This is a genomic window from Fluviicoccus keumensis (assembly GCF_004217445.1).
GTDB lineage: Bacteria > Pseudomonadota > Gammaproteobacteria > Pseudomonadales > Moraxellaceae > Fluviicoccus > Fluviicoccus keumensis.
In genome coordinates this window covers 167,129-181,092 of the sequence record NZ_SHKX01000014.1, presented here as the reverse complement: position 1 = coordinate 181,092, position 13,964 = coordinate 167,129, and the positions used below count along the sequence as shown (strand labels likewise).

9 protein-coding genes and 1 CRISPR repeat array are annotated in these 13,964 nt (G+C 62.3%); all 9 genes read left to right on the top strand.

Features of this window, described 5'->3' with window-relative positions; all coding sequences use genetic code 11:
- Nucleotides 1-3 precede the first annotated feature (3 nt).
- Nucleotides 4-630 (top strand): CRISPR-associated protein Cas4, encoded by a 627-nt coding sequence (cas4, locus tag EV700_RS14030; RefSeq protein WP_130414887.1) that lies wholly within the window; start codon nucleotides 4-6, stop codon nucleotides 628-630.
- A 2-nt stretch (nucleotides 631-632) separates the two neighbouring features.
- The gene (gene cas1c, locus EV700_RS14025) at nucleotides 633-1,664 is read left to right on the top strand and encodes a type I-C CRISPR-associated endonuclease Cas1c (protein ID WP_130414885.1); all 1,032 of its coding nucleotides are present in this window, start codon (nucleotides 633-635) and stop codon (nucleotides 1,662-1,664) included.
- Nucleotides 1,665-1,679: 15 nt separating this feature from the next.
- The gene (gene cas2 / locus EV700_RS14020) at nucleotides 1,680-1,970 is read left to right on the top strand and encodes a CRISPR-associated endonuclease Cas2 (protein ID WP_130414883.1); all 291 of its coding nucleotides are present in this window, start codon (nucleotides 1,680-1,682) and stop codon (nucleotides 1,968-1,970) included.
- A 191-nt stretch (nucleotides 1,971-2,161) separates the two neighbouring features.
- A CRISPR array of direct repeats spans nucleotides 2,162-6,032; the repeat unit is 31 nt; unit sequence GTCGCGCCTTCACGGGCGCGTGGATTGAAAC.
- A 79-nt stretch (nucleotides 6,033-6,111) separates the two neighbouring features.
- Nucleotides 6,112-6,465, top strand: a complete 354-nt coding sequence (locus tag EV700_RS14015; RefSeq protein ID WP_130414881.1) for a cupin domain-containing protein — start codon at nucleotides 6,112-6,114, stop codon at nucleotides 6,463-6,465.
- Nucleotides 6,466-6,520: 55 nt separating this feature from the next.
- Complete coding sequence (locus tag EV700_RS17110; protein WP_130414965.1) at nucleotides 6,521-7,294, top strand: UPF0149 family protein; 774 nt, start codon at nucleotides 6,521-6,523, stop codon at nucleotides 7,292-7,294.
- 89 nt (nucleotides 7,295-7,383) lie between these two features.
- Nucleotides 7,384-8,043, top strand: coding sequence for a YecA/YgfB family protein (locus tag EV700_RS14005; protein WP_130414879.1), 660 nt, complete (start codon nucleotides 7,384-7,386; stop codon nucleotides 8,041-8,043).
- Between the two features lie 204 nt (nucleotides 8,044-8,247).
- On the top strand, nucleotides 8,248-8,664 hold the full coding sequence (locus EV700_RS14000) for an HNH endonuclease (protein ID WP_130414877.1): 417 nt from the start codon (nucleotides 8,248-8,250) through the stop codon (nucleotides 8,662-8,664).
- Between the two features lie 21 nt (nucleotides 8,665-8,685).
- On the top strand, nucleotides 8,686-9,924 hold the full coding sequence (locus EV700_RS13995; protein ID WP_207224691.1) for an exonuclease SbcCD subunit D C-terminal domain-containing protein: 1,239 nt from the start codon (nucleotides 8,686-8,688) through the stop codon (nucleotides 9,922-9,924).
- Between the two features lie 12 nt (nucleotides 9,925-9,936).
- Entirely contained in the window at nucleotides 9,937-13,602 is a 3,666-nt protein-coding gene (locus tag EV700_RS13990; RefSeq protein ID WP_130414875.1) for an AAA family ATPase, read from the top strand.
- The last annotated feature ends 362 nt before the right edge of the window (nucleotides 13,603-13,964 follow it).

The window sequence follows — 13,964 nt, the reverse complement described above, 5'->3', positions numbered from 1 at the left end:
AAGATGAACGAAACCCTGTATTTATCCCGCCTTCAGCATTATTTGTATTGTCCCCGTCAGTTTGCCTTGATTGAGTTGGAGGGCGTCTGGGTCGAAAACCGGTTCACCGCCGAAGGTCAAGTGCTTCACCAGAAGGTCAACGAACGTGAGCAGGTGCGCCGGGGCAATATTCGCACCGTAAGCGCGTTACCGTTGGCATCCGAGAGCTTGGGCATCGAAGGCATAGCCGACGTAGTTGAATTCCACCGCGATGACGACGGCCCGGAGTCGGCGTTTCCAATTGAGTACAAGCGTGGCAAGCCGAAGTCTCACCGAGCCGATGAAGTCCAGTTGTGCGCCCAGGCCCTATGTTTGGAGGAAATGCTGGGGCAATCCATCTCGGCGGGTGCCTTGTTTTATGGAGAAACACGGCGTCGGCAGGATGTTACGTTCGATCAGGCATTGCGTGACCTGACGTTGCAAGCCATTGATGAATGCCGCGCCATTATCAGTACGGGTCAGACTCCGGCACCCATCTATGAGCCTCGTAAATGCCGGGGATGTTCCCTGATGGATATTTGCCAGCCGCAAAGTTTGGGGCGGCATGTCCATGTGGCGGACTGGCTTGCCCGGCAGGTTAAGGAGGATTAAGCATGCGCCCGTTACGCAATGTGCTGTATGTGCAGACGCAAGAGTCCTGGCTGCACAAGGACGGTGAAAATCTGGTGATGAACGTGGATGGCAAAGCGGTGGGCCGGGTTCCTGTTCATATGCTGCAAGGGCTGGTGTGTTTTGGCCAGGTGGCCGTTTCCCCTTATTTGATGGCGCATTGCGCGAAAAACGGCATCACTATTACCTTTCTGGATAGGCACGGCAAGTTTCTGGCTCGCGTTGAGGGTCCGGTAAGCGGCAATGTATTGCTTCGCCGAAAACAGCATTTGTTGTCTGCGGATGCGGAAGTCAGCGTAGGTATCGCCAAGTCGTTACTGACGGGAAAAGTCTATAACCAGAGAGCGGTCGTTCGGCGCTATCTGCGGGATTATGGCGATACGCTTCCCGTCGAGACATTGACCGCCTTGCAAACGGCGGACAAGCAATTGTCCCATCGGCTGGATGTGTTGCCACGAAGCCTTGGCATTGACGATTTGATGGGAAGGGAGGGCGATGCGGCCCGGCTGTATTTCGAGGTATTTCCCCTGCTTATCCGAAACCCGGATTTCACGTTTTCCACCCGTGAGCGCAGGCCTCCTCGTGATCCGGTCAATGCACTGTTGTCTTTGTTCTACACGTTGTTGACTCACGATTGTCGTTCCGCATTGGAGACAACCGGACTAGATCCGGCGTGCGGCTTCCTTCACCAGCTTCGGCCTGGTCGTCCCAGTCTTGCGCTGGATCTGGCGGAGGAGTTCCGGGCTATGGTGGACCGTTTTGTGTTGTCAGTGATTAATCGCCGTCAGGTGAGAGTTCAGGACTTTGAGTTCTGGCCGAACGGGGCTGTCTCGCTTAAGCATGACGCCCGGAAATCGTTATTGGCGGCTTGGCAGGATCGTAAACAGGAAGAAATCACGCACCCTTGGTTTGAGGAACGAGTTCCGGTGGGCCAGTTGCCTTGGTTGCAGGCGCAGTTGCTGGCGGGGCATCTGCGGGGTGATCTGGATGGTTATGCGCCTTTCCTGTGGAAGTAGCATGGAGGCTTCAGCATGATGGTTCTGGTGACTTATGATGTAAGCCTGCAGGATGAGGCGGGTGCCAGGCGCTTGCGACGTATTGCCAAGATATGTCGGGATTATGGACAGCGAGTGCAGTTTTCAGTTTTTGAGATTGAGGTTGACCCTGCCCAGTGGGTCATGATTCGGAATAAGTTGGTGGGTGAGATGCGGTTGGAAACGGACAGTTTACGTTTCTACTTCATGGGCAGTAACTGGGAGCGTCGGGTTGAGCATGTGGGGGCAAAACCGGCGTTGGATCTTAAAGGGCCGCTTATCTTTTAGCGCGCTTGTCACTTTGCGAACCTGTAGCGGACAGTGAAATCCTGTCATGTTCGCAGTCAGTATTTTTCCGTTAATGATTAGTCATGTGTCTAGAAAGCATCCGCATTAACCTGGCGAAAGGTCTTTTGCCGGTAATGGTTCTTCAAAACCTTGCAAATGATCTAGGGAAAACAGTGTGTTATAAGTAGGTGGTCGCGCCTTCACGGGCGCGTGGATTGAAACTCCTTGGAATGTTTTAAGACGTATCTGAAGTCGTCGCGCCTTCACGGGCGCGTGGATTGAAACACGTCACGGTCTTCGTGCTCATCCCAGACCTTGTAGTCGCGCCTTCACGGGCGCGTGGATTGAAACCGCATCGCCTACGTTCCGCAAAGCCTGGACGAGGTCGCGCCTTCACGGGCGCGTGGATTGAAACTGCAAGTGGGCATGGTTCGCGCTGGAATGCGGCCGTCGCGCCTTCACGGGCGCGTGGATTGAAACTGACCCGGCTGACGTGCGAGCTGGCCCGCTTCGTCGCGCCTTCACGGGCGCGTGGATTGAAACATTACCTGCTGAAGAGGTCGGTGGAAGTACAGGGTCGCGCCTTCACGGGCGCGTGGATTGAAACATAGGTGGTGCGCGGATTGGCCTCGACAAGCAGGTCGCGCCTTCACGGGCGCGTGGATTGAAACTACGCCGAATCCCACGATCTGGAAACCGGCCGCGTCGCGCCTTCACGGGCGCGTGGATTGAAACGCAGCATGTTGAACTGTTGGAAATCCTGCTGTCGTCGCGCCTTCACGGGCGCGTGGATTGAAACACGGCGTACATGGTGGCCAGAACGATAGCTGCGGTCGCGCCTTCACGGGCGCGTGGATTGAAACATCATGAACATGATGACTTCATCCAGCGCCAGAGGTCGCGCCTTCACGGGCGCGTGGATTGAAACCTGTCAAACCCGAAGACAGGCGGCCCGATGATGGTCGCGCCTTCACGGGCGCGTGGATTGAAACTTCTGGGTCGGGTAGACGAACATCATGCGCTCGGTCGCGCCTTCACGGGCGCGTGGATTGAAACATCCGCACCCAGCCGGATACCCCTTACAGTTACGTCGCGCCTTCACGGGCGCGTGGATTGAAACACAAGTACGTCAGCGACGAACTGTTGGCCGATGGTCGCGCCTTCACGGGCGCGTGGATTGAAACACCAGCGAAACGGATCAGCGGATCAAGATCGGTGTCGCGCCTTCACGGGCGCGTGGATTGAAACAGGTCGGTAAAGGTGGTGGTGGTGCCAGCAGCCTGTCGCGCCTTCACGGGCGCGTGGATTGAAACACACCCTTAACAGTCATGGTCGTCTTCCGGGTGTCGCGCCTTCACGGGCGCGTGGATTGAAACTGCTGCCGACCTGCAACAAATGCTGATCGGTCAGTCGCGCCTTCACGGGCGCGTGGATTGAAACAACCAGACCGTGCTGCTGTGGATCGACGACCAGGTCGCGCCTTCACGGGCGCGTGGATTGAAACGCCGCTATCTACGTTTCCAACAACGTCGACATGGGTCGCGCCTTCACGGGCGCGTGGATTGAAACGTCCGGCGTGCATGACGTTGAATTGCAGTTCGGGTCGCGCCTTCACGGGCGCGTGGATTGAAACCTCTCCAACGAGATCCAGCCGCTGCCGGTAGAGGTCGCGCCTTCACGGGCGCGTGGATTGAAACAATCACCTGCAGGACATCGGTGAAGCTCATCGGGTCGCGCCTTCACGGGCGCGTGGATTGAAACCGGCGCGCGGGGTGAAGAACTCCCATGCTGCGCCGGTCGCGCCTTCACGGGCGCGTGGATTGAAACAAACTCCAGCACAAATGCAGTCAAGTCCTGCGTGTCGCGCCTTCACGGGCGCGTGGATTGAAACAGGACAGACCGGCAGTTGCGCAGAGGCACAGCCGTCGCGCCTTCACGGGCGCGTGGATTGAAACTCTCTCGCCTTCGTCGAACAGCAACTTATCCGCGTCGCGCCTTCACGGGCGCGTGGATTGAAACTCGATGAAGGGGCTTAAACCCGCCACCGGAGCGTCGCGCCTTCACGGGCGCGTGGATTGAAACCAGTCGCTGTACTGACCCTCAAGCTGCAGCTGGTCGCGCCTTCACGGGCGCGTGGATTGAAACATCGATGGGGCCCGGCGGCGGAAAGTCGCCATGTCGCGCCTTCACGGGCGCGTGGATTGAAACTTCACGGTCACGGTCTGGGTGGTGTCGATCGGGTGTCGCGCCTTCACGGGCGCGTGGATTGAAACCCACCGGCAGCCGGATCATGTCATTGGTGCCGGGTCGCGCCTTCACGGGCGCGTGGATTGAAACAGGGTGACAAGCCATTGCCCCCGGTTGCTGATGTCGCGCCTTCACGGGCGCGTGGATTGAAACCCACACCGCACAGGTGAAGAAAAATGACCGATGTCGCGCCTTCACGGGCGCGTGGATTGAAACCGGCAGTCGCGGAACGTTTCCAACAACAAGCGGTCGCGCCTTCACGGGCGCGTGGATTGAAACCTGAACCGCTTTCTTGCCGCTCCACACGATGTGTCGCGCCTTCACGGGCGCGTGGATTGAAACTGGCTTCATGTTATTTGGCCTGTATGCAGTAGAGTCGCGCCTTCACGGGCGCGTGGATTGAAACTACAAGTTCAATCTGCGGCCATACCTGGAAAAGCGTCGCGCCTTCACGGGCGCGTGGATTGAAACACCGGATACTTCAGATTCCCCGCCCGCAGCTTGGTCGCGCCTTCACGGGCGCGTGGATTGAAACCTCGGCGGTTGGGAACTGGAAATCGCCCAGGCGTCGCGCCTTCACGGGCGCGTGGATTGAAACAGCCGTCCTGCCGTGCGTCACCTGATGTCAACCGTCGCGCCTTCACGGGCGCGTGGATTGAAACGGAAGACGGAGTTGGCGAGCCTGACGCCGCCTACAGTCGCGCCTTCACGGGCGCGTGGATTGAAACGTAAAAGTCAGGTTTGCCGGGTTGTAATAGCATGTCGCGCCTTCACGGGCGCGTGGATTGAAACATGGTCTACACCGAATCCGCCGAATCGGAAAACGTCGCGCCTTCACGGGCGCGTGGATTGAAACCTGTCTTTGCACTGATTTTCTTGTAGCTATACGTCGCGCCTTCACGGGCGCGTGGATTGAAACTGCTTGATCGCCTGAACGCCAGCATTGAAAAGCGCGTCGCGCCTTCACGGGCGCGTGGATTGAAACATGATGAACGGTTCCGGCACCGTCGCCACACAAGTCGCGCCTTCACGGGCGCGTGGATTGAAACTTGGCGTATCTCCGAATGCCATAGCACACCTGAGTCGCGCCTTCACGGGCGCGTGGATTGAAACCTTCGCCGTCTTGATCCGCCGCGCCCACCATTCGTCGCGCCTTCACGGGCGCGTGGATTGAAACTGGAATGGAGTTCCGGCATATTTCCTCGATAAAGTCGCGCCTTCACGGGCGCGTGGATTGAAACAGTCATATAGGCGGAACCACAAGATCGGAAAGGTCGCGCCTTCACGGGCGCGTGGATTGAAACACAGCATCTTGAGCCAGGAACACGCGCCCATCGGGTCGCGCCTTCACGGGCGCGTGGATTGAAACATGATGTTTTCCTCTCTCAGGATTTGCGCTGAAGTCGCGCCTTCACGGGCGCGTGGATTGAAACCAGCCCTCGCCCTTGTTGCGGTGATAGGTTGAGTCGCGCCTTCACGGGCGCGTGGATTGAAACTCGTCGTTGATGTGTTCAAGGCGCTGCATGAGGTCGCGCCTTCACGGGCGCGTGGATTGAAACCACGCATCGGCGCGTACCAAGCCCCCGCGAAAGTCGCGCCTTCACGGGCGCGTGGATTGAAACATGTCGGCTATGGCGTCGGCCAGAATGACGGGGGTCGCGCCTTCACGGGCGCGTGGATTGAAACACCTCTAACCCGAACATGGACCACCCGGAGCTGAGTCGCGCCTTCACGGGCGCGTGGATTGAAACTGGCGGCATCGCATGACGGAAAGCGGTTGCTGCGTCGCGCCTTCGCGGGTGCGTGGATTGAAACACCACGCTGGCGGGCGGGCTGTTCAATTGGGCGGTCGCGCCTTCACAGGCAAACTTTTAATTTAAACTCCGGAATACTTATGTCCCTTTTCATCGCCGGTAAACCCCTACCCAATCCCGCCCCCACCCTCGACCTCCCCCGTCCCGACCGCTTGGTCGACGGCAACCCAGCCCGCCAGACCTGGGACTGCTATAACCACGGCCCCATGAGCGCCGGGTTCTGGGAATGCGAGCCTGGCGCCTGGCGTATCGCCTTCGCCCCGGACAAGCAGGAATTCTTCCAGATCATCCATGGCCGCGTCCGCCTGCACGCCGATCATGGCCCCAGCCACACCATCGGCCCCGGCGAAGCCGCGATCATTCCGCCGGGATTTACCGGCGTATTTGAAGTGCTGGAAGCCGTGCGCAAGTATTACGTGATCGTGGAAGGCTGACGAAGCCGGGGGACAACCCGCTATAATCACCGGCTGCATTCACCCGGATACTTTCATGAAACGCAACAAGCCCCAGCCGCTGCCGCTTCCCACCGAGGAGCTGCAAGCCCTTCAGGACCACCTGCGCTCCGAGCACGCCCCCGCAGGCACCCTTACGTTCAACCAGTTGCGCGGCTTCCTGTTCGCGGTTGCCAGCAGCCCCACCGCGTTGGGGCCCAGCGACTGGCTGCCGGTCATCTGGGGCAGCGAGGATGACCTCAAGGCCGATAGCGGTGAGGGACCAGCAGACGATGCTCCCCAAGGTATGGCGCGCATTCCCGAACAGGCCAAGGATGTGTTGCAGGTGATCGTCTATCTGTATGGCCTGACTGACCGCGCGCTGAAGGATGAGGCGTTCAAGTTGCCCGCCGACTGTGTGTGGAGCGACGATGAGGAAACCGGCAAGCCGTTGCGCGAATGGTGTCAAGGCCTGCTGGTGGGTCATGGCTGGCTGGAGGATGTGTGGGACGAGGGGCTGGTGGACCTGAAGAAACGCGAAGACCTGACCCTGAAGCAGGAAGTGGAAGCGGCGCTGGCCATTCCCACCCTGTTTGCCGATGTGGAGGGCGCGCTGGCCAAGGCCCCCAACCCCGACGAGCTGCGCGGCCGCCTGCCGACCATCGCCGCTTCCATTTTGCCGAATTCGCTGGGTATCTACGCCCGTATCGGCCGCGAGCTGCTGCGGCTGGAACGTCTGCGCGCCCAGAATCCGGAAGAGCCGAAGGTCGGCCGCAACGACCCGTGCCCCTGCGGCAGCGGCAAGAAATTCAAGAAGTGCTGCGGCGCGTAATCCGCGCCCGGTCGACGGATTTCTTCGCCCAAGCCCGGCAAAAGGCGGCATAATAGCCGCCAGCTTTTTACCCTGATTGGAAAACCATCATGTCCCACCTGCCTTCCGCCCAGGAACTCATTGCCCTGGACGAATTCCTGCAATCCGACCGTTGCCCGCCCGACACCTTCAATCTGGCGGCGCTGCGCGGCTTCATCTGGGCGGTGCTGGCCAGCCCGGTGCCGCTGGCGCCGGACGAGTGGATGCCGCTGATCTGGGAAGGGGAAGAGGGCGAGGAAAATCCCCGCTTCCACAACGAGGAAGAGGCGGGCATGGTCATGGGCACCATCATTGCCTTGTACGACCACGCCGCGCAGCTGGTGGAAGACAATGCCAGCCCGATCCCCGCCGATTACGCCTTCAATGCCGACCCGGAGCTGATGGTCGACCTGATCGACTGGTGCCAGGGCTTCCTGGCTGGCCACGACTGGCTGCAACAGGTGTGGGACCAGGTGTGCGAGGCCTATGCCAAGGTGGCGGATGCCGAAATCAACCTGTCCGATGAAATCAACAACGTCATCAACGTGGTCGGCCTGTTCGCCGGTTATCCGGAAGTGCTGGACCATCTGGAAGATCCGCAAGCCGTGGCCGCCGACCTGCCGATGGTGGCCAAGGACGTGCTGCCGCAGGCGCTGCTGGCCTATGCCCGCACCGGCCTGGAATTCTGCGACGAGCAGATGGAAATGGAAGCGGCGGAAAACGAAGGCTGAGTTGCCGGAGCGGTGCGCCGCTCCCCCGGCCGGACCTGCGAAGGGCGCTTTTAGCGCCCTTTTTGCTGTCTGAATGCCTGAAAAGGCGGCAGGCCCGTTTATAAACGACAGCCTGTGTCGTATTGTCGGTTTCCCCCGGCTGCATTTCCGCTAAAGCCCCGCTAGGCTGGACGGTTGAAATAACCGAAAATCCTTTAATAATTCATGGCTTATCAGGAAAAGCGGCTGCGCCGGATTTATGAGCGCACGTCCGGGCGCTGTCATATCTGCCACAAGAAGGTGGTGTGGGCGAATTACGGGCGGCTGGACCTGCGCGGCGCGTGGGAAGTGGAGCATTCCATCCCGCGCGCCAAGGGCGGCAGCGATCATCTGACCAACCTGTATCCGGCCTGCATCGGTTGCAATCGCGCCAAGGGCAGCAAGAGCACGCGCAGCGCCCGGGCGAAACATGGCAAGGTGCGGGCGCCGCTGTCGCGCGGCGGTCGTCTGTGGGCGCGCATCGAGAACGCCGTGGCGGGCAGCCTGCTGGGTGTGGTGGCGGGCAGTTTTGTCAGCGCCGAGGGAGCGTTGGTCGGCAGTTGGATCGGCTGGACGCTGGGCTATCTGAAGCCGCCGGAATGAATCACGGGAACAAGAACAACGATGACGAAGACATTGCGCCTGCTGCACACCTCCGACTGGCACCTCGGCCGCTTGCTCTATGGCCGCAAGCGCTACGCTGAATTCGCAGCTTTCCTCGACTGGCTGCTGGACACCCTGCGCGCCGAAGGCATCGACGTGCTGCTGGTGGCCGGGGACATCTTCGACACCACCACGCCCTCCAATGCCGCCCAGACACTGTACTACCGTTTCCTGCGCCGCGTGGCGGAAACCGGCTGCCGTCATGTCGTCGTGATCGGCGGCAACCACGATTCCCCCACCTTCCTGAACGCCCCCGCCGAGTTGCTGAAAATGCTGGATGTGCATGTGGTGGGCGCGGCCACCGACAACCCGGCGGACGAGGTGATTACCCTGCGCGATGCTGAAGGCCGGGTGGAACTGCTGGTCTGCGCCGTGCCCTACCTGCGCGACCGCGACCTGCGCAGCGCCGAGGCCGGGGAAAGCCCGGAAGACAAGGAGCGCAAGCTGGCGGAGGGTATCCAGCGCCATTACGCGGCGGTGGTGGAAGCGGCGCTGCAACTGAACGCCGCCTTGCCGCAACCCGTGCCGGTGCTGGGCATGGGCCACCTGTTCACGGCGGGCGGGCAGACGGTGGACGGCGACGGCGTGCGCGAGCTGTACGTGGGCTCGCTGGCGCATGTGACGGCAGGCATCTTCCCCGAGGCGCTGGATTATGTGGCGCTGGGGCACCTGCATGTGCCGCAACCGGTGGGCGGGCGGGAATGCGTGCGCTACAGCGGTTCGCCGCTGGCGATGGGTTTTGGCGAGGCGGCGCAGGCCAAACAGGTGTGCATCGTGGAATTCGTGCCGGAGAAGACGGTGAGGTTGCTGCCAGTGCCGGTGTTCCAAAGGCTGGAACGGGTGACGGGCGACTGGCCGCAGATTGAGGCGCAGCTGACGGCCCTGAAAGCGGAAGGCGAGGCGGTGTGGCTGGAAGTGACGCACACCGGCCACGAGGTGATCGACGATCTGCGCGAGCGGCTGGATGGCCTGATTGCGGGGTCGACGCTGGAAGTGCTGAAGGCACGCGATGCCCGCAAGGCCTGGCAGGTGCTGAACCGGCAGGCGCAGGACGAGACGCTGGACGACCTGTCGCCGGACGAGGTGTTCGCCCGCTGCCTGGACGCGGGGCAGGTGCCGCCGGAGCAGCGCGGGGAACTGACACAAAGCTTCGGCGAGATCCTGCAAGCCTTGCAGGAAGCCGATCTTCAGGCGGAATAGGGGAACACCGGCATGCGCATCCTGACCATCCGCTTCAAGAACCTGAATTCCCTGGCCGGGGAGTGGTGCATCGACCTGACGCATCCGGCCTATGTGTCGGACGGCATCTTCGCCATTACCGGCCCCACCGGCGCGGGCAAGAGCACCATCCTCGACGCCATCTGCCTGGCGCTGTACGCGCAGACGCCGCGTCTGGGCCGGATCACCAAGAGCGGCAACGACATCCTCTCGCGCCGCACCGCCGACTGTCTGGCGGAAGTGGTGTTTGAAACCGGCAGCGGCCGCTACCGCTGCCAGTGGAGCCAGCGCCGCGCCCACGGCAAGGTTACCGGCGAGTTGCAGGCCGCCAAGCATGAAATCAGCGATGCCGTGACCGGGGAAATCCTTTCGTCGAAAGTGAGCGAGGTGCCGGAGCTGGTGACCGCGCGCACCGGCATGGGTTTCGAGCAATTCACCCGCGCCATGCTGCTGGCGCAGGGCGGATTTGCCGCCTTTTTGCAGTCCGGGGCCGGGGAGCGCGCACCGATCCTGGAGCAGATTACCGGCACGGCCATCTACAGCGAGATTTCCCGCCTGACCTACCAGCGTCATGCCGAGGAAAAGCAGAAGCTGGGGCTGTTGCAGGCTGAACTGTCCGGCCTGACCTTGCTGGGCGACGACGAACTGGCGGCGTTGGAAACGACGCTGGCCGCGCAACGTACTCAGGCAGAGGGGCTGGCGGCGGAAACCCGGACCCTGCGCGAGGCGCTGGCGTGGACGGAAACGCTGGCGACCCTGGAAAGCACGCTGGATGAAACCCGCCAGCAGCAAACGGCGCTGGCGGTGGAAGTGGAAGCATTCACCCTGGAGCAGGAACGGCTGGCGCTGGCGCAAAAGGCGCTGGAATTGACGGCCGACCATGCCGTGCTGGACGGCCTGCGCCGGGAACAGGAGCGCGACCGGCAACAGCAGCAACGCTGGCGGCAGGAATTGCCGGAGCGGGAAGCGCAGGTCAAGGCAGCGGCGGCGCAGTTGGCGACAGCGGAGCAGGCGCGTGACGCCGCGCAGCAGCAACTGACCGCGTTGCAGCCGGTGTTGAAGGCCGTGCGGGCGCTGGATGTGCAGCAGCGGGGGGCGCGGCAGAACCTCGATGCGGCGGGGGAGGAACTGGCGCGGCTGCAAAGTGACCAAGGGAAACATCAGGCCGCGCTGACCCGCATTCGTACTGAGCTGGATGAGGCATCGACGACACAGACCCGTCTGAATACTTGGTTGGCCGACCACGCCGCCGACGCCGAACTGGAACGCCGTCTGCCGGTACTGGAAACGGAATGGCGGCAACTGGCGGAGGCCGAACGCGGTCTGGCCGGGTTGAAGCAGCAGCTTCAGCAACAACAGCAAGCGTTGCCGGAACGCGAGACCGAACGGGCGCATTGCGTGGAGGCTGTCACCGCCGCCGGGGCGCGACGGCTGGAAGTGCAGGCCAGGCTGGACAAGGTGAAGGCCGACCGTGACGCGCGGCTGGCGGGACGCAGTCAGGAAGACTGGCGGGAAAGCCTGCTGGAACTTCACGGTCGTCAAAACCGGCTGGACGCTTTGCAGAAAGACCGCCAGCGCCTGCATCAGTCGCAGCGCGAGGGCGAGGTGCTGGCCGCAGAACAGGCGGTACATGCGAAGACGCTGGCGGACTGGCAACAGCAACGTTCCCTCGTACAGGCCCGTGTGGACGCCCTGACGACCCAGCGCGGCCTGCTGGAAACGCAGCTGGAATTGCTGGCGCGCATTCATGGTCTGGAAGAACAGCGGCAGCACCTGCGTGACGGGGAACCTTGTCCGCTGTGCGGCTCGGAGGAACATCCCTGGGCGCGGGGCAATGTCCCGGCGGCCAACGAAACCCGCGATTCACTGGCGCGGGCGCGTCGGGAAGAAAGCGACGCCCTGAAGCAACTGGCGGACGGCGACTCACGGCAGGACGTGGCCCGCGATGCATTGGAGCGGCTAGCGGCAAAGCAGGCGCGCTGGCAGGCCGATTTCGCCGCCGTGCAGGCGCAGGTCCATGCGGATCTGGCGGCGTTGTCGCTGGCGGACGACGGGGAAGTCATTGTTGCCGAACTGGAGCGGATCAAGGCGGAGATCGCGCAGTTCAGTGACCGGCTGACGGCGCTCGACCGGCTACAGCAGGCCTTGATGCGCGGCGAGGACGTCCTGCGGACGGCAGTGGCGCAAGCCGAGGCCGCCGCCCGGCAGCAGCTGGCGGCGGAAAGTCAGTTGACCCAGCTGCAGCGCGAGATCGAGCGCCTGCAAGGGGAGGCTGTTTCCCGGCAAGACGCCGTGAACCAGCAGCGGACACGCCTGCTGGGGCTGCTGACCGAATGCGGGCGAGGGGAGGAGTGCCTGGAGCGTCCTGCCGAAACCTTGGAAAGCCTGCGTCGGCAGAGCGAGGACTATCTCCGGCAATCCGCCGAGAGCCAGCGCCTGACCCGGCAGCGCGAGTTGCTGGCGGAAAGCCTGAAGCACTCCGAAACCACCCTGACTAACCTGCAAACGCAAAGCCGCGATGCCGCCGACAAGCATCAGCGCCTGCAGGCGGACGCGGAAGCGCTGGCTAATCAGCGCCGCGACCTGTTCGGCGACCGCGATGCCGATCTGGCCGAAACGCAGGCCACCCAAGCCCTGCAAGACGTCGACAGCCGTCACCGCGCCGCCAGCCTCGCCCACCAGCAGGCCGAACAGGCCGTCCGCGACCTGCACACCCGCCTGGGTGAACTGGACGCCATCCTCCGCCAACGCGAACCGGCGCTGGCCGCTGCGGACGCCACGTTCCGTCAACGCCTGACCGTAGCCGGACTGACCGATGAAGCCGCCTATCGCGCCGCCTGCCTGCCGGAAACGGAACGTCGCGCGCTGGCTAACCGCGCCGACGACCTCAACCGCCGTCAACTGCAACTGGAAACGCGCCTGCGCGAAACCGAAGCCCGACTGCAGACCGAACAGGCCCGCGCCCTGACCGACCGCCAGCCCAATGAGCTGAACGCCGCCCTGACGGCCGCCACGGACAGCCTGACCGCCTTGCAGCAGGCCATCGGCGCGGTGCAGCAGCAACTGCGCGACAACGCCGAGCTGCGACAAAGCCGCCAGTCGCTGGTGGACGCCATTGCCGCCCGCCAGCGCGACGTCACCCGCTGGGGCCGCCTCAACGACCTGATCGGCGCCGCCGACGGCAAGAAATTCCGCAACTTCGCCCAAGGCCTGACGTTCGACATCCTCATCCACCACGCTAACCGCCAGCTGCAAAAACTCAGCGACCGCTACCTGCTGGTCCGCGACGACAGCCAGCCGCTGGAACTGAACGTCATGGACAACTACCAGACCGGCGAAATCCGCCCCACCCGCAACCTCTCCGGCGGCGAAAGCTTCCTAGTCAGCCTCGCGCTGGCGCTGGGGCTATCGCATATGGCCAGCCGCAACGTCCGGGTGGATTCACTGTTTTTGGATGAGGGCTTTGGCACGCTGGATGAAGACGCGCTGGATACCGCCCTTAGTGCCCTGTCCGGCCTGCAACAGAGCGGCAAGTTGGTGGGCGTGATCTCGCATGTCTCGCAGCTGAAGGAACGGATTGGAACGCAGATCAAAGTGGAACCGGAACCGGGGGGGAGGAGTCGGATTGAGGGGCCGGGGTGTAGTGCTGGGGGAATATGACTTGCGGCGTGTTTGATGCACTTTCCGTGCCCCCTCTCCCTAGCCCTCTCCCCCAACGGGGAGAGGGAACACCTGAGCTGTCCGCAGCCAACTGTCTGAGCCAACATGTCCGGCAACGCAGTGACGGAAGCGGAGCGGCCGGACGGAGGCATCCTGGCGAGCGAGTTTTGGCGAAGGACACGGTTTTGCCTACTTTTCCCAAGAGAAAAGTAGGGCCCGCGGCAGGCGGAAGCCATTCGCCCAAAAAATCCGTCATGTCCGGGCGAAGAGGGCGCACGCAGTGCGCCCCTACAAAATTTGCGCGACAACCAAAGTCGCCAGCCAAACAGAACCCCCTTCCTGCCCAAGACACTTTCCAGTAA